Here is a 24,042-nt window from a genome sequence, read left to right as displayed (position 1 = left end):
ACTACGAGTCGCTGGTGAATTACAAAAAGTATGTCGAGATCACCGATTCGCTGAACCAGGAAAAGCAAAAGCATCAGTTGGCGCTTCATCGTGCAGAGAAGGATATTTCTGAAAAACAAAATGAAATTGATCTTCTCCAAAAGAACAATGAGATTAAAGACTTGCAGCTTGTCAAGCAAAAGAACAAGTCGCGTACTTTAATTATTACCATTGTTTTGTTGGTGGTGGTCGTTGGATTATCGCTCCGGTACAACAAGGCGCGCAAAAAGGCCAATGACTTATTGCACCAAAAGAACATGCAAATACTCGAACAGCACGAAGAGTTGATTCGGGTCAACCAAACCAAGGACAAGTTCCTGTCTATTATCGGGCACGATTTGCGCAACCCCATTGGTGCATTCAAAGATGTGGTCAGTCAGTTAGCCGAATTTCCGGAAATGTTCACCGAGGAACTTCGCAATCAAATTTTGAATGAACTGCGCGATGAAGCTGAAAACACCTACTTTCTGCTCGATAACCTGTTGTTATGGGCCAAAACGCAAAAGAACAGCATCCAGTTTAAGCCTGAAAAATTGAAGTTGCACTTGGTGGTGAAAAACAACATGATTCTGCATACGCGACTGGCCGAACGCAAGAACATTAAATTGAAATCGAACATTGCATCTGATGTTTTGGTCTATGCCGATCACAATATGGTGGATCTGATTATTCGAAACCTGCTTTCCAATGCCGTCAAGTTTACGCCCGAAAATGGAAAAGTCAGGCTGAAAGTCAGAGAAATAGATGGCAATCAATATGAAGTGAGCGTGAAAGACACCGGTGTGGGAATCGCTGAAAAAGATATTGTCCGGCTTTTTGATGAGAACGATCACCTGTCAACCTACGGAACTGAAAACGAGAAGGGATCGGGCCTCGGACTGATCTTGTGTCGTGAGTTTGTGGAGATGAATGGCGGAACCATCCGTGTGGATTCCAAGCCTGGCGAAGGCAGCACGTTTGCATTCACCCTGAATAAATATCAATCGAAGAAAACTCAAAACAAACCCTCCAGTAGTTCATCCGGGCAAATTTCCGGTAGCGTCACTTTAAGTTGAGGGTGGAGTTCCATGGCGCGTTTGATCGCAAAGTTGGCTGATGGATTTCCGGCCCAGTTTCGGCGGGCAATACCATTGTTCACATCCCAGTGCAACATCATTTTAATGCGCCGGTCGGCTTCTTCTGAGCCGTCAATGGTTAGTCCAAATCCTCCATTGATCGATTCGCCCCAGCCGACACCTCCGCCATTATGAATAGACACCCAGCTGGCGCCCCGGAAGGAATCGCCGATCACATTCTGAATGGCCATATCGGCAGTCAACGATGAACCGTCATAAATGTTTGAGGTTTCACGATAGGGCGAATCGGTGCCCGACACATCGTGGTGATCGCGGCCCAAGACAATTGGTGCCGAAATTTGTCCAATCCGGATGGCTTCGTTAAAAGCGAGCGCAATTTTTATTCGTCCTTCCGCGTCGGCATACAAAATCCGGGCTTGCGAGCCGACCACCAGCTGGTTTTTGCCGGCGGATTCAATCCAGTGAATATTGTCCTGCATTTGAGGCTGAATTTCGGCAGGCGAGTGCGCATAAATGTCTTTCAGAACGGAAGCGGCAATCGCATCGGTTTTTTCCAAATCGGCTGGATTGCACGAAGTGCATACCCACCGGAACGGCCCAAAACCGTAGTCGAAAAATAGGGGGCCCATAATGTCTTGCACATACGATGGATAGCGAAATTCACCTCGCGGGTCGTACATGTCGGCACCGGCACGGCTGGCTTCGAGCAAAAAGGCATTTCCATAATCCCAAAAGTAGAGGCCATGGGCAGCCATTTGGTTGATGGCCGCCACGTGACGACGCAAGCTTTTGTACACTTCGTGTTTGAATCGTTCCGGTTCTTCGGCCAGCATGCGATTCGATTCGTCAAAACTCAATCCGACAGGATAATAGCCGCCGCCGAAGGGATTGTGCAGCGAAGTTTGATCCGAGCCCAAATCAACGGGGATCTTTTCGCGGGCGAGCTTTTCCCACAAGTCAACAATGTTTCCCTGGTAAGCCAGCGAAACAGCTTCCTTGTTTTGCCGGGCGGTATCGATTCGCCGGATCAAGGCATCCAAATCAGCAAAAACTTCATCTACCCAGCCTTGCTCGTACCTGGTTTGTGTGGCTTTCAGATTCACCTCGGCCACCACGCCAACCATACCAGCTATTTTGGCGGCTTTGGGCTGCGCGCCCGACATGCCGCCGAGGCCTGAAGAAACGAACAGTTTGCCGGCCATTGTTTTGGATCCCTGCAGGCGGGCTGCATTCATCAGTGTAATCGTTGTTCCGTGCACAATGCCTTGCGGACCAATGTACATGAAGGAGCCGGCAGTCATTTGGCCGTATTGAGTCACACCCATCGCGTTCATCTTTTCGTAATCGTCGCGGCTGGAATAATTTGGAATGACCATCCCGTTGGTGATCACCAAGCGCGGTGCCTCACGATGTGAAGGAAACAAACCCATGGGGTGTCCGGAGTAGAGCACCAGCGTTTGCTCGTCAGTCATTTCCGAAAGGTATTGCATGCACAGCCGGTATTGCGCCCAGTTCTGAAAAACCGCCCCGTTGCCGCCATAGGTAATCAGCTCGTGCGGATGCTGGGCCACGGCGTGGTCGAGGTTGTTCTGGATCATCAACATGATACTTGCGGCCTGTGTTGATTGGGCCGGGTAGTCGGTGATGGGTCGGGCTTTCATTTCGTAATCGGGGCGCAGTCGCTGCATGTAAATCCGGCCAAAAGTGTTTAGCTCATCGGCAAACTCCGGTGCCAAAATGGCATGTTGGTGCTGCGGGAAATAGCGAAGGGCATTTCTTAAAGCCTGAATTTTTTCGGTTTTTGAAAGGACATCTTTTCGCTTTGGCGCGTGGTTAATCTCCGGTTGGTAGGCTTTTAACGGTGGAAGCTGTTGGGGAATGCCTGCTTTGATTTGTTCCTGAAATGCTGCTTTTGTCATATCCCTGAATTTTTGGTTCACCTTTTGAGACCATTGGCCTAACGACAAAATTGCGACATTCCCCGAAAAGAAACAGTGATTTTCGTTCGGTTTTATAACATTTGTGAAACATTAAAAAAGTAGATAAAAAATGAAAAAGACCTGGATTATTTTAGCTGTAATTGCAGTGGTTATATTCATCATGTACTCCTCGGTGAAGGGAACTTACAATACGATGGTGTCGCGCGATGAAGCAGTAGATGCCAGTTGGGCGCAGGTGGAAAATGTTTACCAGCGCCGGGCTGATTTGATTCCCAACCTGGTAAATACAGTGAAAGGGTATGCCTCGCACGAACAGGAAACGCTTGAAGGCGTGATCGAAGCGCGTTCGAAAGCGACTTCGGTGAACGTGAACCCGGAAAACCTGAACGAAGAGTCGTTGCAACAGTTTCAGCAGGCGCAAGCCGGGCTGAGCTCAGCGTTGAGCCGGTTGATGGTGGTGGTGGAACGTTATCCCGACCTGAAAGCCAATCAGAGCTTCCTGGACTTGCAGGCCCAGTTGGAAGGCACCGAAAACCGGATTACGGTGGAGCGCCGTAAGTTCAACGAAAGTGCGCAGTCGTTTAATACTTATATTCGTACGTTCCCCAAAAACATTTATGCTAATTTGTTCGGTTTTGAAAAGAAAGCTTATTTTGAAGCGGAGCAAGGTGCAGAACGCGCACCCGAAGTAAGTTTCGACTAAAAAGAGAAGGAGAGCCATGTCAGTACAAAACTTTTTTACAGACGCAGAGAAGAAACAAATAACCGACGCGGTGAAAGCAGCCGAGTTGAACACCTCGGGCGAAGTGCGGGTGCATGTCGAAGGCAAATGTCCGGAAGATGTGCTGGACCGCGCTGCCCACTGGTTTAAAACGCTCGATATGCATAAAACCGAACTTCGCAACGGGGTGCTGTTTTATTTGGCGGTGGACGACCATAAATTTGCGATTTTGGGCGATGCCGGAATCAATGCCAAAGTGCCCGTCGATTTTTGGGAACAAATTAAGGGGCACATGCTTTCGAAGTTCAGGGAAGGACGGTTTGCCGATGGTTTGGCTGAAGGCATTCGAATGGCCGGCGAGCAGTTAAAAGCACACTTTCCCCACCAAACTGATGATGTCAACGAATTATCCGATGATATTTCATTCGGAAAAAAATAAAGCAGCATGTTCAAAAAACTTTCATTTTTACTCATTGTATTTATTTCATTTTCCTCGTTCGCTCAGGATCTGCCCGAACGGCCCAATCCGCCGCGGTTGGTGAATGATTTGGCCGATGTGCTTTCCGATACCGAAGAGCAGCGCATGGAGATGGAGCTGGTGCAGTTTGCCCGCGAAACCTCCAACCAGATTGCGATTGTCACCGTACCCAGTCTGAATGGTTACGATGCCGGCGATTTTGCCTTTCGGATTGGTGAGGAGTGGGGAATTGGACAAGGCGACAAGGACAATGGTGTCGTGGTACTGTTCAAACCCAAAGTTGGCAATGAACGCGGGCAGGTTTTTGTGGCTGTTGGTTACGGCCTCGAAGGGGTCATCCCGGATGCCATTGCCAACCGCGACATTGTGGATTACGAAATGATTCCGCGCTTTAAGCAAGGCGATACCTTTGGCGGATTGTACAACGGAACCCAAGTCATTATGTCGCTCGCCAAGGGTGAGTTTTCGGCCCAGGAATACCACGAAAAGGCCAGCGGTGGCCAAGGCGGGTTTCCATTTATCCTACTCTTCTTCCTGATCTTTTTTGTGATCATCCCGATTTTTCGAGGGAAAAGCCGCTATTACAATGCCGGTGGAAGAGGCCGGGCAAGCAGTTTGCCTTTCTGGTTGCTTATGGGAGGCATGATGGGTTCGGGCCGCAGTCACGGGGGTTCGTTTGGTAATTTCTCCAGCGGAGGCGGAAGCTTTGGCGGCGGAGGTGGTTTCGGCGGATTTGGCGGCGGAAGCTTTGGCGGTGGTGGCGCCGGTGGAAGCTGGTAACACCCAACGAACGTTCGCAATGGTGAAAGCCAAACAGAACACTTTTTTTGTTGCAAGTCCATCCTTGGGTTTCACGTTTCAGCATGTTCAATTTTTTTTTGCTAAAAAAGACTGATCTTAACTGGCGTTCTCCCAATGATAAGCCATCTCAATTTTACTTTTTAATTTAACAGCAGTTTATATAGACAACAGACGAAATGCAGAAGCTGACTGTAATAACAAACAACATGAGACTAATCGTATTTCTAATTATTTTTGTACCGGGATTTTTGTTGGCTCAGGATCAGAAAACAATTGTAAAAGAGGTAGATAATATCATCTTCAAAAAAGATAGCTTCTGGAGAGGTGCCGATGGTGCAGCCACCGTGCAGCTTGGTTCTGGCAAAGTTCTTTGGCTTTTCAGCGATACGTTTATTGATCAGGATGGGACAGGTAGGCGGTCTAATTCTAAAGGAATGATTCGAAATAGTATCGCAATTCAAGACTCGATTTCGTTAAACTCCGGATTGACCTATTACTATAAGGGGACGAAGCAAGAGCCTGACGATTTTTTTAAAATACCGGGAGAAAATTGGTTTTGGACAGGCCACGGAGCAGTAATCAATGATAAGCTGGTCATTTTTTTAATGGAAGAAATGGCAACAAGTTCAGGGATGGGCTTTGAATCTGTGGGTTGGTATGTTGCTGTAATCGATAATCCGGTAGAGGCTCCCGATGAATGGAAAATAAACTATTACAAAGGTCCAAACACTTTCGGTGTCATTGTTGGGTCTTCAGCAGTACTGCAAGATGAGCGCTTTGTTTATGCTTTTGGCACCAAAGAACCTGCAACGCATGAGACTTATTTGTTTCGTATTGGCAAAGATGAATTAATTAGTGGCGATTTGTCAGCCATGGAATGGTGGGTTGAAGGTTCCTGGACGAGCAAGGTTTTTGAAGAGCCAAAATCATCATCTCTTTTCTTTGGACAAACGGAGTTTTCGGTGCACTATGAGCCAAACTTAAGAAAATTCATACAGATACAAACTTATGGTTTTGGGAAAGCTTCAATTGGATACCGCCTTGCAGACCAGCTTTATGGTCCTTGGTCTGAGCCGGCAATCGTCTATACGCCTGCCCTGAAAGAGGATGATGACTATGTTTACACAGCCAATGCACATCCGGAATATGATTCGGATGGACTTATTGTAACTTATAATATCAATAACTTCGATTTTACGAAGTTACTGCACAGCGAGGAAATATATTTCCCTAAAATCATTCGCATAAATTTCGAATCTCGTCAATAGGCGGGTCGTCCTTGAAACCGGCTGGAAGTTTTCTGTCAAGGGATACGGCAAAAATTGGATCCGGCTTTTTTAGGCTTTTTGCGCCATAAGTTGCCGTGTCAGGCTTGAAATAAAAAAGCTCCATCATTTTTGACGGAGCTTTTCACTTTGGGGTGGATGATGGGATTTGAACCCACGACCCCTGGAACCACAATCCAGTGCTCTAACCAACTGAGCTACAACCACCATGTTGCATTGCTGTTTGCAAGCGGGTGCAAATATAACATTTTTATTTTTTCTGATATAAAATTTCAGCAAAATTGAAGAATATTTTTTCACCGGAATTATAAGGTTAGCAGGGATCATTTTGGGATGAGTGAAAAGCGCTGGAAGCGGCGGAGTAAGGGGCCGGATCAAGGTAAGGAAAAATGATTTGGAGTCTGGGACATTGAAAAGCAGCAGCCGGTCAGCAGGTCGTTTTTCCCCCCGTATTTTTAATTTCGATGCAAGTGAATTTTGTGGGTTGGATTTTCATAGATTTGCTGCACTTTTTTGGACTTAGTATTTCTTAACCAACATTGAAAAAATAGATGAAAGCATGGCTTACCATTGGCTTACTGATTTTATCGAACGCCTTTATGACCTTTGCCTGGTACGGGCACCTGAAGTTTGGTGAAATGAAGTGGTTCAACAAATGGGGACTGGTATCGATCGTGTTAATCAGTTGGGGAATTGCACTTTTTGAGTATGCTTTCCAGGTACCGGCCAACCGCATTGGGTTTCGCGATCATGGCGGCCCGTTTTCGCTCATCCAGCTCAAAGTGATCCAGGAGGTGATTACCCTGCTTGTGTTTTCAGTGTTTGCCGTGCTGGTTTTCCGGAACGAGACCTTTCGGTGGAATCACCTGATTGGCTTTGTATTTCTGGTTCTGGCAGTCTATTTCATTTTTAAGAAGTAAAGCCAGTTGATCCGGTTTTGACAAGCCGATACCAAACAAGAACAGCCGACCGATTGGCCAGCTGCTCTTGTTTGGTCTTTCTAAAACTTTTCAGTTGAAACATCCGAAGACCGTTAACAACCGCCCTTGGCGGCTACGGTTTTTATCGGCACAGGCTTGTTCAGGTTGCTCATGGCTTCAACCAGTTTTTCCATGTCGATGGCCAGCTTTTGCCGGTAGTTGTAGGAGTTCATCACCTCTTTGGACGCATTGGCCACCGGCGCTTCAATGTTCGAGTACAATTTCCGGAAGTCGAACGACGAGTCCTTCAGCAAGTAATTGGCCGATTTTCCGGCATAGTTCGACAGCAAATATGCCTTTTTGGCTACGCTGTCGTGGTCGGCATAAAAATAGTTGGCCTTTATTTTCTGTTTGAAAATTTTTTCCCATTTCCGGTCGTCAATTTCTTCCAACGGAATATTAATGGCCAGTGGCAAATGGTAGCTTTCGTATTCCTCGGGCGACCGAACATCAATCACATTGATCTGGTGAAAATTGTGGGCTATTTCGAAGGCCAGCTGGTCGGAAGTAACTTCCTTGAAAGGGTATTCCTGATGCCTTTTAGGCGAACTGACCCGGCTTTCAATCATCTCCTCTTTGGAAGGAGAAAAGGCAACAATGGCAATCAACACAAAAGCCAGGGCGCCGGCAATCGCATAATTGTTCCGCTTGTTTTTGGTGACTTCCGTTTGGCGTTTGGTCACTTTGTTTTCGATTAAATGCGTGAAATAGAAGGCGGCTATGGCGACAGCCGTAAGCAGCACGGCAAAGGTGATTTTCGACAGGTTCAGTTGTTCACTAATCAGCACCGGGCCCCAGTTTTCGGCCAGGTAAATGTCTTCCCATAAAGGATAACTTTCAGCAAAAGCGAAGACTCCCAGAGCCGAGCCAAACACAAAAGCCATGGCATCGAGTTTGCCAATCGCGGCAGCACAAATGCTGGTTCCGGGGCAAAAACCACCAATGATGAAGCCCAGACCCATGATAGCTCCACCCACTAAAGCTGACCAAAGGAATGTCGGGTTGATATAGATTAAACTCAGGTCGAGAATTCCCCAGTGTCCGAACAGCAAGACGCCAATCATGGCGGTTACGCCGGCTGTAAAAAATACTTTCAGCACCGTGAAGTCGTAGCCGTAGAAAAGGCCAGCCAGTTTTTTGGTCGACGAGAAGCCGGCCTGTTCCAATACAAAGCCAAACCCGATGCCGACAAGCAGGGCAATCACCAGGTTAAATTCGTTGCTAATGAGATAAGGTACTAATGGTCCCATATTGATGGATTGAAGGATTGATTGAAAGATTAAATTGAAAATTTAAAGCCACAGTTTTCGAAAGAAATAAGCAAAAAAGTAGCCGCTTCCGAAAATGGCGAGCATGGTAATGATTCCGCCAAACGACATCACGGCCATGCCACTTAAGGCCGATCCACTGGTGCATCCACGTCCCAGCTGGGAGCCGAGTCCGAAGAGAAAGCCGCCGGCAATGGCTGCAATAATCCGAGTCCGGTTCGTGATTTTTGGGCCGCGCTCCAGCTTTAAGCCCATCCGGTTACTGATTACGCCCGAGAGGAATGCGCCAATCAGCACGCCAACCACTTCGAAAAAAAGCCAGTCTTTTAGCGGGCCACCCGGATTGTTTTCCGCATAGTTTTTCAGATAGGCTGTGTTGGCCGTATGTTCCGGAGCCAGGTTTGAGACCATTTCCAGCACCACGCTTTTTACGGCACCACTGGCCCCCAGTCCGCGGCCGGTAATGTAGATGGTCAAAAGTAAAACCAGTCCCAGCAGGACACCGGCTAAATAGGGATTCATGTATGGTTTTGGTTTCATCTTAGTGGGTATTTTTTAAGGGTTCATTTTCCGTGTGTTCATCTTCCAGGTCTTCGTATCCGGTCAGCATGGCCTTGATGTTTGACGTTGGCGTTTCGCCGGTGGTGGTCATGTAAACATGGACGATCAAAAAAACCATGAGCAAGATCGCTCCAAGCGTATGCCAAAAAGCGATGCTTTCGAGCGGATAATCTTCTACCACCACCAGGTTGTTTTGGTCAATGGTTTTGTAGAGCATGTAAAAAATGCCGGAAATGATGGTCATTGGAATCAAAATGAGTTTGAAGCTCAGGTAAACCATGCGCTGTAACGGATTCAGCTTGCTGAGTTCCGTTTTGGCGGTTGGATGTTTTTCGCCTTTAAAAATTCCCGACACGTAATAGACCAGCTGTTCTTTCAGCTTTTTGGTGGTTGGAATGTACTGTTTCCACTCGCCCGTGGTGATGTGCCAGAAAATGGCAAACACAATCAGGCCGATGAGCATCCATGAGGCCACCCGGTGAAACTGGACTGCTTTTTCGAACCCAAATATTTCGAATGATCCATGCACCTCGAAGCCGGTGACCGCCAGAAACAGTATGAGCGCAGCTTGGGTCCAGTGCCAGAAACGTTCAAATCCTTTGTATATATAGACTTTTCGCATAACTTGATTTTTTGAATTGAAAGTTGAAAACTGCTGTTTTAGTCGGTTAAATCTTCTTGTCTGTAGTCAATCACCTGCTTTTCGTATTTGTCTTTCGCGATGGTGGATATAATTCGCGTCAAACCGTGCCCAACAACTGCAAGCAGTGCGAGAACGATTAACCAGGTTCCGGCGGTGTCGAGTGTTTTGTTGCGGTCGCGTCCGGGCATGTAAAAGCCTTCCAGCCCGGCCAGCCGCCCGTCGGGCGAGTGACATTCAACGCAGCTCAAAGCTTGCTCTTTGGGCGCCACCATGTGGTTCACGGGCCAGTACATTTCTGTTTCAACAAAACCGTAGTTTCCGCTGAAAGGCAAACCGACCTCGTGCATCCCCGCAATCGACGCCTTTTCCCAATCAAAATCTTTCCAGAAAGCGCTGTCGCCTTCGTTTTCAGAATAGAGCTTGGGTTGGATCAATCGCTTGAATTCCTTGTCGTAAATCTGGTCACCCACATGAATTTTTACAGGGATAATTTTTGAATTTCGATCGCTGTAATTGCCGTATAGCGTGTTGATCTGTACCGGAACCGAAGTAATGCTGTCACCCAGATGGTACTGGTCGGCAGTTCCGTTAAACCAAACGTAGTCGGGCTTCACGTTTTGCTCCCATTTAAACGAACCTTTCATCGACAAATACCGGTGGTTGCCAATCGAGTCTTCCTCATGATAAGGTTCTCCATCTTTCATTTTACCGGCTTCGGACCAATGCCAGGCCATTTTGGTGGCGTTCACCTTGGCGTATTCCGGAATGTGGCAGGCCTGGCATGAAACTTTCGATCCATGCCGGTTGAGCACATGGCTGAAGTGTGGCGTGTTGGTGTGGCACTGCTCACAAGTGGCGCGGTCGGTATTGTTTGTTGATACCGAATAGAGCTTTCCGATGATCTGATGATTTTCGGCTGTGTGGCAATCTACGCAGCTCATATTCATGCCGTTAACAGCCATGTGCACATCCACGTCGCGTGTGGTCGACAATTGGGCCACTTCCAAATCGCCGTGTTTTACATTGTTGCCGCCACCGCTGAAAAAGTGACACGAACCACAGTTGTTTCGTTGAGGCGTTCCAACCGACTGGGCTACTTTCTGGAGGTTTACCGTCCGATCCGGATAGCCGGCCATGGAAGTTCCTTTTTTGTATTCTTCGCTGTTGTCGTGGCAAACCATGCAGTCCACATTCAGCGCATTTTTGTAGTCAAAATGATCATCGTTCATTCCAAATCCGATGTGGCACGCAGCGCAGGCTTGTTGGTTCGAGTTTGAGCCAATACAGAAATTATTAAGCAGCGTATTTTTACCGGAAGCTGAAATTCCACGGCCTTCAACATACGACAGCCGTTCCCAGTTCCAGTGCGACGAAGCCATCACTTCCTTATGGGTTTCGGTGTGGCACGAAATGCAGGCTGCCGTAACTTCCTGCGGGGTTTCAAAATTTTGCTGAAGAATCTCCAGCTTGCTGTGGTCAACCGATGGCGTGGGCTTGATGGCATATTCCTGCTTCAACGTTTCAAGCTTCAGATTGTACGTTGGTGCTTCGTGGAGTACATTAACCAAAATTAAAACCACCAGGATGGCGATGATCGTAAAAAGTATGTTTCTATGCATGACTTTCATCGTTTGCAGGTTTTTGTTTGTGTCAAATTCGTGAACTAAAGTGATTTTGATTTGCAAATATATTGATATTTACAAATCAAAGTATGACAATGTATAGATTATTGTATGTGTTTGTTGGGAGAGTTCATTTTTTTATTTATAATCAATTGAAATTAAGCTTTTTGTGTGTGAGTTCGTCTTTAATTTATAATCACTCTAAATTACGGCTTGATTGTATTCTAAAGATTATTTACGGATCGGATTATCTTCTATTTATGATTAGTCGAATGATTGATTGTCATGCCATGACCTTGGATAAAAGAGGCAATCCAATTGCCGGATAGCTAGTTTTATTTATAGATTTGGTTTATGAATTTCAAACTGACATCGGTTTCATCCTTGCAGCTGTTTCAATTGATGCGGTTTGGAGCATTTATTTTGATTGGGATTGTCTTCACAAAAACCACTTTAAGCACCCAGTCAATCGGAAAATATGAGCAATTTTTGTTTCTGGCCGGAGGAGTCAGTTTCTTTTGGCTGAATGGTTTAATCCGTGGTTTGCTTCCAATGGCAAAGGAGTCGCGAAACGATGGCGCATCGCCGGTTTTTAATTCCTTTTTGCTGATTAGTTTTTTCACCCTGTTGGTCGTCACTTTGCTGGCTGTTTCCGGAAATCTGGTTGGAAGAGCGGTGTTGGGCGGAAGTGAAATTCCTTACCTGGGCCTTTTGCTGGCTTACCTTTTTTTTAGTGTCCCGGCCAACCTGATTGAGTATTTCTTTTTACTTCGGAATGAGCCGCGGAATATAGTTTATTACGGAGCGGCTGGTTTTTCGGCAATGATTGCGCTGGTGGTGCTTCCTGTTCTGTTCAAGCTGGATATTCGCTTTGCTTTGTATGGCTTACTGTTGGTGGCGGTGTTGCGCTATCTTTATTTGCTGGCCTTGATGTTCAAATCCCAAGAAACCAAGTTTTCAATGGCATTCATTCGCGAACACCTGGGCTTGTCAGCGCCTTTAATCCTTTCGGCCTTGCTGAGCGGTTCGGCTCAGTATGTCGATGGTTTTATTGTTAGCTCCCGGTTCGACGAAGCAACATTTGCTGTATTTCGCTACGGCGCCCGCGAGTTGCCGCTGGCTATTTTGTTGGCCAACGCTTTTAGTAATGCCATGTTGCCCGAGTTTTCGAACAGTGCGGTTTTGCAAGCTTCGCTGGCCCGCATCAAAAAGGAATCGGGACGCCTGGCTAACCTGCTCTTTCCGCTAACCGCTTTACTGTTGGTGTGTAGCCACACCCTGTTTCCCATTGTTTTTAACGCTGATTTTGCTGAAAGTGCCACGATCTTTAATATTTATTTACTCTTGATTATCAGCAGGCTTGTTTTTCCGCAAACCATTTTGATTGGACTGAAACAGACAGCTTTGATTGCCCGGGCCTCGTTTTTGGAGCTGATTCTGAATGTGTCGCTTAGTTTAGTGCTTGTCCGCGTTTGGGGCATCGCAGGCGTCGCTTATGCCACGGTTGTAGCCTACTTGTTCGAGAAAATATATTTGGTTTTTGTGCTCAATCGCAGGTTAAATATCGCGCCAATAAGTTACCAAAATAGTTTCAGGCACCTGTTCTATTCATTACTTTTGTTGCTGATCTTTTTTATTGTTGAGTTTGTAATTTATTGATATGGATATACTTCTTGATGATCCGGTTGTTGATGGACAGTTTCGTGAGTTGCTGGCGAAAATCAGGCGATTGAAAAACGGGGAAACTGTTGCGCAGATGAAAGCCTATGGTTTGGTGTATAAAATCAATTGGGGCGCATCGGTCATTTCGCTGCGCGACCTGGCAAAAAGCTATGAGCGGAATCACTTGCTGGCCCTCAAACTGTGGAACAAACAATGGCGCGAGACCATGATTCTGGCCACTTTGCTTGACGAACCTGACAAGGTAACCGAAGAGCAGCTTGATTTTTGGACCAAAAGTTTTACAACCACCGAAATTGCGGAGCAGGCGGTAGCCAACCTGTTTGTGCACACGAAATTTGCCTACGTAAAAGCGCTCGAATGGTGTCGTGGCAAAAAGCACCTGGTTCGTTACACTGGCTTGCATTTGATGGGCCGTTTGGCTATGGTCGATAAAAAGGCCATCGATGAGATGTTTGAGCCTTTTTTTGTCGTCATCTTCCCTTTGATAAAAGACCCGGATTTGGGACAAATTTTTTATCGCAGCATGCTGATTGTGGCCAACCGCAGCGAGCAGCTCAAAGCCAAATGCAAGGAGTTTCTTGAGTTGGCGCAAGACATGGACGAAGAACAGGCCCAGAAAATGGCCGGTCTGTTGTTGGAAGATCTTGCGGAAATGTAAATTGAAAGGGCTGGTTGGCCATCCGGTAAATCGCGGAGTTGTGGAAAAGGCTGATGAAGTCCGGATTGAAATTGAGCCGGGATGCTATGAATTCACCTGGGCCCAACAACAGTGAAAGCGCAGCAAGCTGGCCTGAACTTTTATGATCGGCTTCGGTTTTCTCTAACGAGTACAAAATGTCAGTGTCCGGAAATTGGTACGATTTTTATAGATAGGCTACAGATAATATTAAAAAGAACAAACTATGAATTTGACGAAATCATCAAATCCCGCTTTATCGAACTCGGTGTTTAGCAAGGTCCAAACCGGTGCTCAAACTGATGTGATGACCATTGAGGGAACAGTAAATAAAACAGGCTTAATGTTTCTGATTTTGGCGTTCGCCGCGGCCTTTACCTGGCGCAAATTTTTTGGGGTGTACGAATTTGGCTCCACCGAAGGCGCTTTTTCAGCCGTAGCTCCCTGGTTGATTGGTGGCGGAATTGGCGGCTTTATCGTGGCCATCATCACGGTGTTTAGTCCGCGCTATTCCAACATTACAGCTCCCATTTACGCGGTTCTCGAAGGACTTTTCCTGGGAGGACTTTCCGCTTTTTTCGAAGCACAATATCCTGGCTTGGTTATGCGCGCTGTGGCTTTGACCTTCGGAGTGTTTTTTATCATGCTGTTTTTGTTTCGCTCCGGGAAAATACGGGCAACGGGTAAGTTTCGAATGGCCATTATAGCCGCCACCGGAGGCATTGCACTCATCTATTTTGTTAGTTTTATTGCGGGCATGTTCGGTGCAAACATTGGCTTTTTGCACGGCAACAGCCTCTTCAGTATTGGTTTTAGTTTGTTGGTTGTTGGCATTGCGGCCTTAAACCTGATTTTGGATTTCGATTTTATTCAGCGTGGAGCCGAAGGTGGCGCCCCCAAGATTATGGAGTGGTACGGCGCTTTCGGCTTGATGGTGACGCTGGTGTGGTTATACATCGAAATATTAAGGCTGTTGTCCAAGTTGGCCAGTCGCGATTAAGAAAGATGAATAGAAAGGAATAGGGCAGGGACTTCGGTCCCTGTTTTTATTTTCTGTCGATATATTGTATTTTCGGTGCTTTCAAATCAAGTTTAAGATCGATGCAGCTAGTAGAGGTGACCAACAAAAAGCAGGTGGATGCGTTTCACCGGCTTCCTTACACGATATACAAGAAAGACAAAAACTGGGTCGCACCCCTGAGAATGATGGTGGAGGATATTTTCGACCCAACAAAAAACAATACCCTAAAAAAAGGAAGTGCTTGTCGCTGGTTGGTTTATAAAAACGATAAACTTGCCGGACGAATTGCCGCCTTTCATACACCCGGTTACGCCGGCCAGTTTGACCAACCAACAGGCGGTGTCGGTTTTTTTGAGTGTATCGACGATCAGGAAGTTGCCAATCGGTTGTTTGATACCGCCAAGGCCTGGCTGGCTGCTGAAGGCATGGAGGCGATGGATGGCCCGATAAATATTGGCGAAAACTTTTTTAACTGGGGCCTGCTGGTGGATGGATTTGTACAACAGTGTTTTGGAATGAACTACAATCCGAAGTATTATCATCAGCTTTGGACAAATTATGGCTTTCAAACGTATTACAAACAGTACAGCTATCATTTAAATATTACCAGCCCCGATTTGCCGGAGCGCTTTTGGAAAATTGCTGCCTGGATGGCTAAAAAACCGGGTTATCACTACGAACATTTCACCTTTAAAAATCGCGAGAAATACATTGCTGATTTTATTGAAATCTACGATGAAGCCTGGCGAAAACATGATAATTACAAGATCATTGAGCCGCAGGATCTGCGAGATATGATTAACAGCTCGAAACTTATTTTGGAAGAAGAGTTTATTTGGTTCGTTTATCGTGATGGAAAACCAATCGCATTTTTCATGATGATTCCGGATGTGAACCAGTTGATTAAATACTTCCCGAGCGGAAAGCTGAACGTTTTTAAAGTACTCAAGATGCTTTACCTGAAGTGGAGAAAAGTGATCACGGGCTGCCGGGTAATTGTCATGGGAGTTGTTCCCCAGTATCAAAAGTCGGGCATTGAGTCGGCGATTTTTTACCAGCTGCGCCAGGTGCTGCTTCGGAAAGACTGGTATAATGACATGGAACTCAGTTGGGTTGGCGATTTCAACCCAAAAATGATTTCAATCTTTGAAGCCGTTGGTGGAAAGCGGGAAAAGACCCACTTGACCTTACGGTATTTGTTCGACCGGCAGAAAGAGTTTAAACGCTCACCCATTATTGAAGACTAGCGCCATGTCATCTATTCGATCTTTTATTTGTCGTATCTTGTCACCAAACAATTAACCAACGCATGCAATTACAACTAGTTAAGAATCCAGAAACCAAGAAGCTGTTTCACCAGCTTCCACACCTTATTTATAAGAACGATAAAAACTGGGCCGCACCAATCGAGGGAATGGTTGAAAATACCTTCAATCCGAACAAAAACCCTTCGTTTAAAAATGGCGAAGCCGAACGTTGGGTGATTCTCGACGATGCCGGCCAAGCGATTGGGCGAATTGCGGCTTTTGTCAATTATCACAAAGCAAAAACTTTTGAGCAGCCCACGGGCGGTTGTGGCTTTTTCGAATGTATTGATGATCAGAAAGTCGCTGATTTGTTGTTCGATACTGCCCGCGAATGGCTGAAGGAGCGTGGCATGGAAGCCATGGACGGTCCCGTCAACTTTGGAGAAAACTACATGAACTGGGGTTTGCTCGTCGATGGGTTTATGCCGCAAGGTTACGGCATGCCATACAATGCCAGGTATTATCTGAAACTGTTTGAGAACTATGGCTTTCAAATGTACTTTAAGCAGTTCAGTTATCACCTCGATTATTCGGTGCCTTTTCCCGAGCGGTTTTGGAAAATTGCCGGTTGGGTAGCCCAAAAACCGGGATATAGTTTCAAGCATTTCGATTTTAATGACCCGGAGCGATTCATCAAGGATTTCTGTCATATCTATGATGAAGCCTGGCGTTTTCATGAGCATTTTAACCCATTGGATCCGCAGGATTTACGCGATTTTATCCAGGACTCGAAAGCGGTGCTCGATCCCGAAATGATTTGGTTTGCATATCACGACGATGAGCCCATTGCCCTGTTTGTGATGATCCCTGATATCAACCAGATTTTGCAGAAACTGAATGGAAAGTTGAATTTCATCAACATGCTCAAGTTCCTGTATTATAAGAAGACAAAGGTCATTAATCGTACCCGCATTCTGATCATGGGCGTGGTCCCAAAATACCAGCGCTCGGGCATCGAGTCGGCTATTTTTTGGCACCAGGACAAACTGATGAAGAAAAAGCCGCAATATACCGAAGTGGAGCTTTCGTGGGCCGGCGATTTCAACCCCAAAATTGTAGCTTTGTATCAATCTGTCGGTGGAAAACATGTGAAAACCCACTACACCATGCGCTACCTTTTCGACCGGAGCAAACCCTTTGAGCGGGCTCCCATTATTGGAGCTGAAAAAGATGAATAAAAAATGGAAAATCTTTGGAAATTAAGAAAGTGTATTTATCTTTGCAACCCGATTGAAATAATGTTGAAAACGAATCAGCAATGAAAAAAGAAATACATCCGGAAAATTATCGCTTAGTTGCGTTTAAAGATATGTCGAATGGCGAAGTTTATTTGACTAAATCAACTGTTAACACGAAGGAAACAGAAGTGGTTGACGGCGTTGAGTATCCGTTGGTAAAAATGGAAATCTCTAGTAGTTCTCATCCGTTTTATACCGGTAAAATGAAATTGGTTGATACCGCTGGACGTGTTGACAAATTCATGAACCGCTATAAAAAGCACATGGATAACAAGAAGAAGTAATCTTTGATTATTACAGATATACGAGCTTCGCTTTTGCGAAGCTTTTTTTTTGCCCTATTTTTGTAAAAATATCAAGATGAATTATATCCTTGTTGACGGAAAAAGCCGCGAGAATCTGCTGCCCTTGTGTTTTACGCGCCCGGTTGCCGCGCTGCGCACCGGAATTCTTACCATTCGCGAAAAGTGGGAGCATCGGCTGCCGGGAGCCTATTCCTGGAAAACGGAAACGTACCTGCAACAAAAATTCCCGATGCAGAGAGCCTCGGAAAATTGTTTGATTGATGCCCGGATCTGTCCCACCGACGAGCTTGTGGAGCAGGTGAAACTGTTGGAAAATGGTCAAGGGATTATGATTCAGGGTGAGAAAGTGGCGGTTTGTTTGAATGAAGAATTACTGGCCGCTTATTTTGAAGCAGAAGTTGCTATCGACTGGCAAGAATTTGCGGGGCCGTTGGATGTGATTCGGTATCCATGGGATTTGGTTGAAGTGAATTCCAGACAAATTCAGCTTGATTTTGATTTGCTGACGGAGAATCGCGAATCAGAACCGATCAGTCATACCAACCAGTTGATTCATCCTGAGCATATTTTTGCGGAAGCCGGAGCAAAACTCGAGTTTGTCACCATCAATGCGTCGGCCGGGCCGGTATACATTGGCGCCGATGCGGAGATTATGGAAGGTTCGCTGATTCGCGGTCCATTTGCCCTGGGCGAACATTCGGTGGTGAATATGGGTAGCAAAATTTATGGTGGCACGACCATTGGGCCATATTCCAAAGTCGGCGGCGAAATCAGCCAGTCTGTTATCACCGGATACTCCAATAAAGGGCACGATGGGTTTTTGGGGTACTCGGTGCTGGGCGAATGGTGCAACCTGGGGGCGGGAACCAACGTTTCCAACCTCAAGAATAATTATGAGCAGGTGAAAATGTGGAATTTTGCTGCCCGGCGTTTTGTCAAAACCGGCTTGCAGTTTGGCGGCTTGATTATGGGCGACCATTCCAAAGCTGGAATCAATAGCATGTTTAATACCGGAACGGTGGTTGGAGTGGCGTGTAATATTCACGGCACGGGTTTTCCCCGCCAATTTGTTCCTTCGTTTGCCGATGGAGGCCCTGGCGGATTCAAATTGCACCAGTTGAAAGCCGTTTTTGCCACGGCAGCCAAAGTCATGGAACGCCGTAATCAGTCACTTTCTGAATCAGATCAGGGAATTCTGGCTGCGGTTTTCGAGCAAACAGCTGCCTTTCGCAGTTTTTAAAATTGACATCAAGTCTTTTGGCATAGCGATTGACTCTTACTAGCCCTGAATATTTTTTGGTATTTTTACGCCAGTTTGTCACAACAATCACAGAAAAAAAAGTAATGGGAGAAAATAAAGGATTATCTCTGGGAAATATAATATTTACAGGAATGGGAGACGAAGAGTCGGAGATCATTCCGATCATTGCAGACGGAACGGAAGAAGAATTGAAAAACTTTCAGGCACCCGAAGTACTGCCAATTTTACCGCTTAGGAATACAGTCTTGTTTCCGGGTGTGGTCATTCCAATTACGGTTGGACGGCAAAAATCGCTGAAACTGATACAGGATGTTTTTCGTGGCGATAAGTTGCTGGGAACCGTGACTCAAACCGATGGCGGTATTGACGATCCGGAGCAAACTGATTTGTACCAGGTTGGTACGGTTGCCCAAATCCTGAAAATTCTGGAAATGCCAGATGGCTCCACTTCGGTTATCATCCAAGGCAAGCGGCGTTTTGAGGTGATCGATTATCTTGAGGAATTTCCTTATTTCCGGGCGCAGGTTTCGTTGCTCGATGAAATTCTGCCTAAAGAAAACAGTGCTGAGTTTAACGCAGTGGTTGGTTCGTTGAAAGATTTGTCAATCAAAGTGGCCCAGTATTCAAGCAATGTGCCGCCCGAAGCGACTTTTGCCGTTAAAAATATTGAGAACTCTACTTTCCTGATCAATTTTATTTGTTCGAACACCGACCTGGCAGTGGAGGAAAAGCAAACTTTGCTTGAGATTGCCGATGTGCGTGAGCGGGGAATTCAGGCGATTTCCTACTTGGTGAAGGAAGTGCAAATGCTGGAGTTGAAGCGTGATATTCAATCGAAAGTAAAAACCGATCTGGATCAGCAGCAGCGCGAGTTTCTGCTTAATCAGCAAATGAAGACCATCCAGGATGAGCTGGGTGGAAACCCGATTGAGCAGGAAATCAATGAAATGAAGGCGGCAGCCAAAGACAAAAAATGGAGCGAAGATGTTTCCAAATTTTTCGATAAGGAGGTTAATAAGTTGCATCGGTTAAATCCGGCTGCCGGCGAATATTCGGTGCAGTTTTCGTATTGCCAGACTTTGCTGGATTTACCATGGAATGAATACACCGAGGACAACTTCGACCTGAAACATGCTGAAAAAGTGCTGGATGAGGACCATTATGGCTTGGAAAAAGTGAAAGAACGGATTTTGGAGCACCTGGCAGTTCTGAAATTAAAAAAAGACATGAAGGCACCGATTTTGTGTTTGTACGGGCCTCCGGGAGTTGGGAAAACTTCGCTCGGAAAATCGATTGCGCGGGCGCTCGACCGAAAATACATCCGCATGAGTTTGGGTGGTTTGCACGACGAAGCCGAGATTCGCGGGCACAGGAAAACCTACATTGGTGCCATGCCCGGACGAATTCTTCAGAATATTAAAAAAGCCAAAACATCAAATCCGGTCTTCATTCTGGATGAGATCGATAAAGTTTCGAGCGATTTTCATGGCGACCCGGCTTCGGCTTTGCTCGAGGTGTTGGATCCGGAACAAAATGCTGAGTTTCACGACAATTATGTGGAGCTGGATTACGATTTGTCGAAGGTGATGTTTGTGGCAACGGCCAACACGCTGAACACCATTGCTGCCCCGCTGCGCGACCGCCTCGAGCTGATTGATGTGAACGGGTACATTGTGGAGGAGAAAATTGAGATTGCCAAACGGCACTTGATTCCAAAACAACTGGCGAACCATGGGGTGGAGAAAAGTCAGTTGACTTTCTCGAAAGAAGTGCTGGAACATATTGTGGAGAACTATACCCGCGAATCGGGCGTGCGCGAACTGGATAAAAAGCTGGCCAAGGTAATTCGACGGATAGCCAAAAAAATAGCGTTTGAAGAGCCGTTCAACAAAAAGCTGACAAAGGATGATATTCGTGAGTACCTGGGTGTGATGCAATACACGCGCGAAAGCTACCAGGGAAACGAGATTCCGGGTGTGGTCACCGGCTTGGCCTGGACTGCTCACGGCGGCGAAATTTTGTTTGTCGAGTCGAGCTTAAGCACCGGAAAGGGTGGTTTGACACTAACCGGCAATTTGGGTGAAGTCATGAAAGAGTCGGCCATGTTGGCCCTGGAGTACCTGAAGTCGCACCGCGAAGAACTGGGCATTGATCAGAACGTTTTCGATAACAATAATTTTCATGTTCACGTGCCCGAAGGAGCCATTCCGAAGGATGGGCCATCGGCCGGGGTAACGATGGTTACTTCGTTGGCTTCCAGCCTTTCGAAGCGGAAAGTGCGCAAGAATATTGCCATGACTGGCGAAATCACCCTGCGCGGGAAAGTGCTTCCGGTTGGTGGAATCAAGGAGAAGATTTTGGCTGCTAAGCGGGCGGGTATTAAAGAGATCTTACTGTCGGCCGATAATAAGAAGGATTTGGAAGAAATTAAGGACGTTTATTTGAAAGGCCTAAAATTTCATTTTGTCAAAACGATTAGCGATGTGCTCGATTATGCTCTATTGAAAAGCTAAGGCACATCAACTCTTACGATAATTGTTTGCGTGCCGTTCGGACGCAAATCAACATTAAAACCAGCGTAAAACAGGTCAATGTGCGCTGGTTTTTATGTTATTGGAAAGCAGTTTAGCTTTTCGAAGAAAGTGATACTCGACCGGTTCAAAGGTTCTTCAATCACCGTATTTTGGTGGATCAGGGTGCAAACCCTGTTTTTGCGGTCAACTCGCCGGAGGTATTGCAGGTTGATGAAAGCCGCACGGTTGGCTCGCACGAAGCTGGGCGAGTCAATCTGTTCAATAATTTTGTGAATCAAGGACGTAACCAGCTCGACGGTTCCGTTAGCAAGAAAGATATAGGTTTGGTTTTCCTGCCCCTGGATTAGCATCACGTCTTCCGGATTGACAAAGACAATCCCGCTGTCGGTGGGGAGTTTTAGTCTTTGAGTGGGCCGGCTGTTGCGGATGAAAAAGTCCATTCTCCGATCCATCTCTTTGCGCTTTGCCCGCGCCTTGTATCGGTTAATTACCGATATTAATTCTTCCGGGCCAAATGGTTTTACCAGGTAATCCAGTGGTTTTACTTTCAGCGTTTTGTAGGCGTATTTGCTGTGTGCCGTTGTGAATACAATTTCGGTAGTTAGCTCATGCTCGATAATGGCTTCGGCAACTTCAATGCCGTTGGTGTCAGGCATGTCGATATCCAAAAACACAATGTCAGGCATTTTTTTCAGAAGCAATTTGATGCCTTGCTTGGGATTCATTGTTTTGTCGATGACTTCCAGCTCGCGGAAAGCTTTCAGGTAGATTTCCAACAAAGAGATGGCCTCCAGGTCATCTTCAATAATCATTGCCGTTATGGGTTTGTTTTCTGCCATTAAACTTCTTCTTCCTCTTCTTTTGACTCAATTTTGCAAAGTTCTCGAATTTGTTTCTTTGAACCATAAAGTTTGACCTCTTTTTTGCTGGCAGCTAAAATGCAGGAGTTATCGTAGCGACTCACACTTTTCAGTTTGTCGAGGTTGATCAAATGGGAACGTCCAATTCTGAAAAAATCGTAGTTTCCAAGTATCTCTTCAATCTTGCCCAGATACGTGTTGGCAAGTTCCACATTTCCGTTCACCAGGTGAAAGTGCGTGTAAGAGCCTTCTGCTTCACAATACACGATTTCTTTCGGATCAATAACGATGTGGCTGTTGGCCGACGACAGTTTCAGTTTTGATTCGTGTTTGAGATTGGTCAAAAGGGCGTCGAGTTCAGCATTTGGAATAGCCGATTTTCTGTTTCTAATTGTGGTCATGATGGTTTCGAGCTTATCTGCACTGACCGGTTTCAACAGAAAATCATACACTTCATTTTTAATGGCATCGATGGCCATATCCCGGTATGAGCTGACAATGACAATGTTGGTGTCCAGTTTTTCTTTTTTTATCAGTGAAATGAATTCGAACCCATTTTTTCCGGGCATGACCAAATCGAGGAAAACGATTTCAGGTTTGTCTCGCAAAAACTTGAACAAGGCCGATTCCGTACTGTCCGCCTCGGAAATGTTTTCAACGTCCGAATGCTTCCGAAGCAAATATTTTAGCACATCTCGTGCTTCTTTTTCGTCATCAACAATTAAGGCTTTAAACTTATCAGTCGTCATACTTTTTTTATTGGCTTTCAAATTTATTAAAAAAATACTGCAACAATTGCATAGGCGGGCCGATTTGAGCGCATAATGCCGCTGGTTTTAACAATCGGTGGTATTTCCCGGCTGGCTTGTCAGGGCTGTCTAATCTATGGTTCGCTTTAAAACTTGAATTTATCCGGTATATTTGTAAAAAAACGTTGCGATGATAAAAGTGCAGGGCAGAACCCGGAATATTTTGCTGATCGTTGGTTTTCTTGTGGTTATATTTTTGGTGTGGTATTTTAGTGCCATTGTAACCTATGTTTTGATTGCGGCTGTGTTGTCGTTGGTTGGTCGTCCAGTCGTACGTTTTTTTCAGAAATTTGAACTGGGGCGTTTTTCCGTCTCAAATTCGGTCGGAGCTTTTCTCACCTTATTGATCTTCTGGATATTTTTTATTGGCTCATTTCGCTTTTTAATCCCATTATTGATTAATGAGTTTGAGCAGCTTTCGACTATTGATTTGAATGCAGTTGTTCAGGTTTTTGAACAGCCGATCCGGCAGTGGATGGAGTTTATGGGTGAAGATCCGGGGCCTGAGAATGATGCCCGATTGGTAGCCATGATGAAGGCGCAGTTTGGAGAGCGCCTGAATTTTTCGAGGCTGGCCGATGTGTTTGAATTTGTTGCGGGAACGCTGGGTGAATTGTTTGTTACTTTCTTTGCCGTTTCATTCATCACCTTCTTTTTTCTGAAGGAAGAAAATATGTTTCGTGACAGTATCTTGCTGATTGTTCCGTTTGACTACGAAGAGAAAGTGAGTCGTATTTTACATTCGATCTACAATTTGCTGCGACGATATTTTGTCGGGCTGTTGTTTGAAGTAACCATGGTGGGTACCTTGGTTACACTGGGATTGACCATTGTTGGCATCGGCTTTAGTCATGCGGTTGTTATTGGGCTGTTTTGCGGGTTGTTCAATGTGATTCCCTACCTCGGACCCTGGATTGGCGCCATTGTCGGGTT

22 protein-coding genes and 1 tRNA gene are annotated in these 24,042 nt (G+C 45.9%); 15 read left to right on the top strand and 8 right to left on the bottom strand.

Translation table 11 applies throughout. The features are described 5' to 3' along the window. The coding region (locus NC99_RS06635) for a sensor histidine kinase (RefSeq protein ID WP_162231168.1) at positions 1 to 1,094 on the top strand (1,094 nt) is incomplete at its 5' end. On the opposite strand, the gene NC99_RS06630 is transcribed toward NC99_RS06635, so the two are convergent. Then, positions 1,034 to 3,034: a urocanate hydratase gene (locus NC99_RS06630; protein WP_053181232.1), complete on the bottom strand. Its 2,001-nt coding sequence runs from the start codon at positions 3,032 to 3,034 to the stop codon at positions 1,034 to 1,036. The genes NC99_RS06635 and NC99_RS06630 overlap by 61 nt on opposite strands. 130 nt (positions 3,035 to 3,164) lie before the next feature. Between NC99_RS06630 and NC99_RS06625 the strand changes: the two genes are divergently transcribed. From NC99_RS06625 to NC99_RS06610, 4 genes are all read left to right on the top strand, one after another. Beyond that, positions 3,165 to 3,758, top strand: a complete 594-nt coding sequence (locus tag NC99_RS06625) for a LemA family protein (protein ID WP_053181225.1) — start codon at positions 3,165 to 3,167, stop codon at positions 3,756 to 3,758. A gap of 16 nt (positions 3,759 to 3,774) precedes the next feature. Continuing rightward, positions 3,775 to 4,215 (top strand): TPM domain-containing protein, encoded by a 441-nt coding sequence (locus tag NC99_RS06620; protein ID WP_053181223.1) that lies wholly within the window; start codon positions 3,775 to 3,777, stop codon positions 4,213 to 4,215. 6 nt (positions 4,216 to 4,221) lie between these two features. Then, entirely contained in the window at positions 4,222 to 5,034 is an 813-nt protein-coding gene (locus NC99_RS06615) for a TPM domain-containing protein (protein ID WP_053181220.1), read from the top strand. A 227-nt stretch (positions 5,035 to 5,261) separates the two neighbouring features. Continuing rightward, positions 5,262 to 6,323, top strand: coding sequence for a DUF4185 domain-containing protein (locus NC99_RS06610; protein ID WP_162231167.1), 1,062 nt, complete (start codon positions 5,262 to 5,264; stop codon positions 6,321 to 6,323). Between the two features lie 148 nt (positions 6,324 to 6,471). Here NC99_RS06610 and NC99_RS06605 read toward each other — a convergent pair. Then, positions 6,472 to 6,548, bottom strand: a tRNA-His gene (locus NC99_RS06605). Between the two features lie 344 nt (positions 6,549 to 6,892). Here NC99_RS06605 and NC99_RS06600 point away from each other — a divergent pair. After that, entirely contained in the window at positions 6,893 to 7,261 is a 369-nt protein-coding gene (locus NC99_RS06600; protein WP_053181213.1) for a DMT family protein, read from the top strand. Between the two features lie 113 nt (positions 7,262 to 7,374). Here NC99_RS06600 and NC99_RS21605 read toward each other — a convergent pair whose 3' ends face one another. From NC99_RS21605 to NC99_RS06580, 4 genes are read right to left on the bottom strand one after another with little or no spacing between them, the layout of a single operon-like run. Next, the gene (locus NC99_RS21605) at positions 7,375 to 8,571 is read right to left on the bottom strand and encodes a YeeE/YedE thiosulfate transporter family protein (protein WP_082326347.1); all 1,197 of its coding nucleotides are present in this window, start codon (positions 8,569 to 8,571) and stop codon (positions 7,375 to 7,377) included. A gap of 42 nt (positions 8,572 to 8,613) precedes the next feature. Further along, positions 8,614 to 9,129 carry a YeeE/YedE thiosulfate transporter family protein gene (locus NC99_RS06590; protein WP_053181210.1) on the bottom strand — a complete coding sequence of 172 codons (516 nt, stop codon included), beginning with the start codon at positions 9,127 to 9,129 and terminating at the stop codon, positions 8,614 to 8,616. Between the two features lies 1 nt (position 9,130). After that, complete coding sequence (locus NC99_RS06585) at positions 9,131 to 9,772, bottom strand: cytochrome b/b6 domain-containing protein (RefSeq protein ID WP_053181207.1); 642 nt, start codon at positions 9,770 to 9,772, stop codon at positions 9,131 to 9,133. A 38-nt stretch (positions 9,773 to 9,810) separates the two neighbouring features. Beyond that, complete coding sequence (locus NC99_RS06580) at positions 9,811 to 11,421, bottom strand: tetrathionate reductase family octaheme c-type cytochrome (RefSeq protein ID WP_239684423.1); 1,611 nt, start codon at positions 11,419 to 11,421, stop codon at positions 9,811 to 9,813. Between the two features lie 348 nt (positions 11,422 to 11,769). Between NC99_RS06580 and NC99_RS06575 the strand changes: the two genes are divergently transcribed. The 8 genes from NC99_RS06575 (at position 11,770) to lon (ending at position 21,419) form a co-directional block, all read left to right on the top strand. Further along, on the top strand, positions 11,770 to 13,074 hold the full coding sequence (locus NC99_RS06575; protein WP_053181204.1) for a lipid II flippase MurJ: 1,305 nt from the start codon (positions 11,770 to 11,772) through the stop codon (positions 13,072 to 13,074). A 1-nt stretch (position 13,075) separates the two neighbouring features. Further along, positions 13,076 to 13,756, top strand: a complete 681-nt coding sequence (locus NC99_RS06570) for a DNA alkylation repair protein (protein WP_053181201.1) — start codon at positions 13,076 to 13,078, stop codon at positions 13,754 to 13,756. A 244-nt stretch (positions 13,757 to 14,000) separates the two neighbouring features. Further along, positions 14,001 to 14,774, top strand: coding sequence for a Bax inhibitor-1/YccA family protein (locus tag NC99_RS06565; RefSeq protein WP_053181198.1), 774 nt, complete (start codon positions 14,001 to 14,003; stop codon positions 14,772 to 14,774). A 101-nt stretch (positions 14,775 to 14,875) separates the two neighbouring features. Beyond that, entirely contained in the window at positions 14,876 to 16,042 is a 1,167-nt protein-coding gene (locus NC99_RS06560) for a hypothetical protein (RefSeq protein WP_053181195.1), read from the top strand. A gap of 62 nt (positions 16,043 to 16,104) precedes the next feature. Next, positions 16,105 to 17,280: a hypothetical protein gene (locus NC99_RS06555; protein WP_053181193.1), complete on the top strand. Its 1,176-nt coding sequence runs from the start codon at positions 16,105 to 16,107 to the stop codon at positions 17,278 to 17,280. 80 nt (positions 17,281 to 17,360) lie between these two features. Continuing rightward, a complete protein-coding gene (locus tag NC99_RS06550) occupies positions 17,361 to 17,624 on the top strand; it encodes a type B 50S ribosomal protein L31 (RefSeq protein WP_053181190.1) in 264 nt (87 codons plus the stop codon). A gap of 76 nt (positions 17,625 to 17,700) precedes the next feature. Beyond that, a complete protein-coding gene (locus tag NC99_RS06545) occupies positions 17,701 to 18,885 on the top strand; it encodes a GlmU family protein (protein WP_053181188.1) in 1,185 nt (394 codons plus the stop codon). A gap of 152 nt (positions 18,886 to 19,037) precedes the next feature. Then, positions 19,038 to 21,419: an endopeptidase La gene (gene lon, locus NC99_RS06540; protein WP_239684422.1), complete on the top strand. Its 2,382-nt coding sequence runs from the start codon at positions 19,038 to 19,040 to the stop codon at positions 21,417 to 21,419. A gap of 92 nt (positions 21,420 to 21,511) precedes the next feature. Here lon and NC99_RS06535 read toward each other — a convergent pair whose 3' ends face one another. Continuing rightward, positions 21,512 to 22,279 carry a LytR/AlgR family response regulator transcription factor gene (locus NC99_RS06535; protein WP_053181181.1) on the bottom strand — a complete coding sequence of 256 codons (768 nt, stop codon included), beginning with the start codon at positions 22,277 to 22,279 and terminating at the stop codon, positions 21,512 to 21,514. After that, positions 22,279 to 23,049, bottom strand: coding sequence for a LytR/AlgR family response regulator transcription factor (locus tag NC99_RS06530; RefSeq protein WP_053181178.1), 771 nt, complete (start codon positions 23,047 to 23,049; stop codon positions 22,279 to 22,281). The genes NC99_RS06535 and NC99_RS06530 overlap by 1 nt, the downstream gene beginning before the upstream one ends. Before the next feature lie 190 nt (positions 23,050 to 23,239). On the opposite strand from NC99_RS06530, the gene NC99_RS06525 reads away from it, so the two are divergent. Then, positions 23,240 to 24,042: AI-2E family transporter (locus NC99_RS06525; RefSeq protein ID WP_053181175.1), on the top strand; the 803-nt coding region annotated here is incomplete at its 3' end.

This window comes from Sunxiuqinia dokdonensis (genome assembly GCF_001270965.1).
In the GTDB taxonomy this organism is placed as follows: domain Bacteria; phylum Bacteroidota; class Bacteroidia; order Bacteroidales; family Prolixibacteraceae; genus Sunxiuqinia; species Sunxiuqinia dokdonensis.
This window is presented reverse-complemented; position numbering and strand designations above follow the sequence as displayed.

Coding starts and splice junctions, on each gene's coding strand:
- NC99_RS06620 (WP_053181223.1), top strand. CDS start 3,775: ATGTCAGTACAAAACTTTTTTACAGACGCAGAGAAGAAACAAATAACC.
- NC99_RS06530 (WP_053181178.1), bottom strand. CDS start 23,049: ATGACGACTGATAAGTTTAAAGCCTTAATTGTTGATGACGAAAAAGAA.
- NC99_RS06535 (WP_053181181.1), bottom strand. CDS start 22,279: ATGGCAGAAAACAAACCCATAACGGCAATGATTATTGAAGATGACCTG.
- NC99_RS06625 (WP_053181225.1), top strand. CDS start 3,165: ATGAAAAAGACCTGGATTATTTTAGCTGTAATTGCAGTGGTTATATTC.
- NC99_RS06580 (WP_239684423.1), bottom strand. CDS start 11,421: ATGAAAGTCATGCATAGAAACATACTTTTTACGATCATCGCCATCCTG.
- lon (WP_239684422.1), top strand. CDS start 19,038: ATGGGAGACGAAGAGTCGGAGATCATTCCGATCATTGCAGACGGAACG.
- NC99_RS06560 (WP_053181195.1), top strand. CDS start 14,876: ATGCAGCTAGTAGAGGTGACCAACAAAAAGCAGGTGGATGCGTTTCAC.
- NC99_RS06585 (WP_053181207.1), bottom strand. CDS start 9,772: ATGCGAAAAGTCTATATATACAAAGGATTTGAACGTTTCTGGCACTGG.
- NC99_RS06570 (WP_053181201.1), top strand. CDS start 13,076: ATGGATATACTTCTTGATGATCCGGTTGTTGATGGACAGTTTCGTGAG.
- NC99_RS06590 (WP_053181210.1), bottom strand. CDS start 9,129: ATGAAACCAAAACCATACATGAATCCCTATTTAGCCGGTGTCCTGCTG.
- NC99_RS06550 (WP_053181190.1), top strand. CDS start 17,361: ATGAAAAAAGAAATACATCCGGAAAATTATCGCTTAGTTGCGTTTAAA.
- NC99_RS21605 (WP_082326347.1), bottom strand. CDS start 8,571: ATGGGACCATTAGTACCTTATCTCATTAGCAACGAATTTAACCTGGTG.
- NC99_RS06565 (WP_053181198.1), top strand. CDS start 14,001: ATGAATTTGACGAAATCATCAAATCCCGCTTTATCGAACTCGGTGTTT.
- NC99_RS06630 (WP_053181232.1), bottom strand. CDS start 3,034: ATGACAAAAGCAGCATTTCAGGAACAAATCAAAGCAGGCATTCCCCAA.
- NC99_RS06575 (WP_053181204.1), top strand. CDS start 11,770: ATGAATTTCAAACTGACATCGGTTTCATCCTTGCAGCTGTTTCAATTG.
- NC99_RS06615 (WP_053181220.1), top strand. CDS start 4,222: ATGTTCAAAAAACTTTCATTTTTACTCATTGTATTTATTTCATTTTCC.
- NC99_RS06555 (WP_053181193.1), top strand. CDS start 16,105: ATGCAATTACAACTAGTTAAGAATCCAGAAACCAAGAAGCTGTTTCAC.
- NC99_RS06545 (WP_053181188.1), top strand. CDS start 17,701: ATGAATTATATCCTTGTTGACGGAAAAAGCCGCGAGAATCTGCTGCCC.
- NC99_RS06600 (WP_053181213.1), top strand. CDS start 6,893: ATGAAAGCATGGCTTACCATTGGCTTACTGATTTTATCGAACGCCTTT.
- NC99_RS06610 (WP_162231167.1), top strand. CDS start 5,262: ATGAGACTAATCGTATTTCTAATTATTTTTGTACCGGGATTTTTGTTG.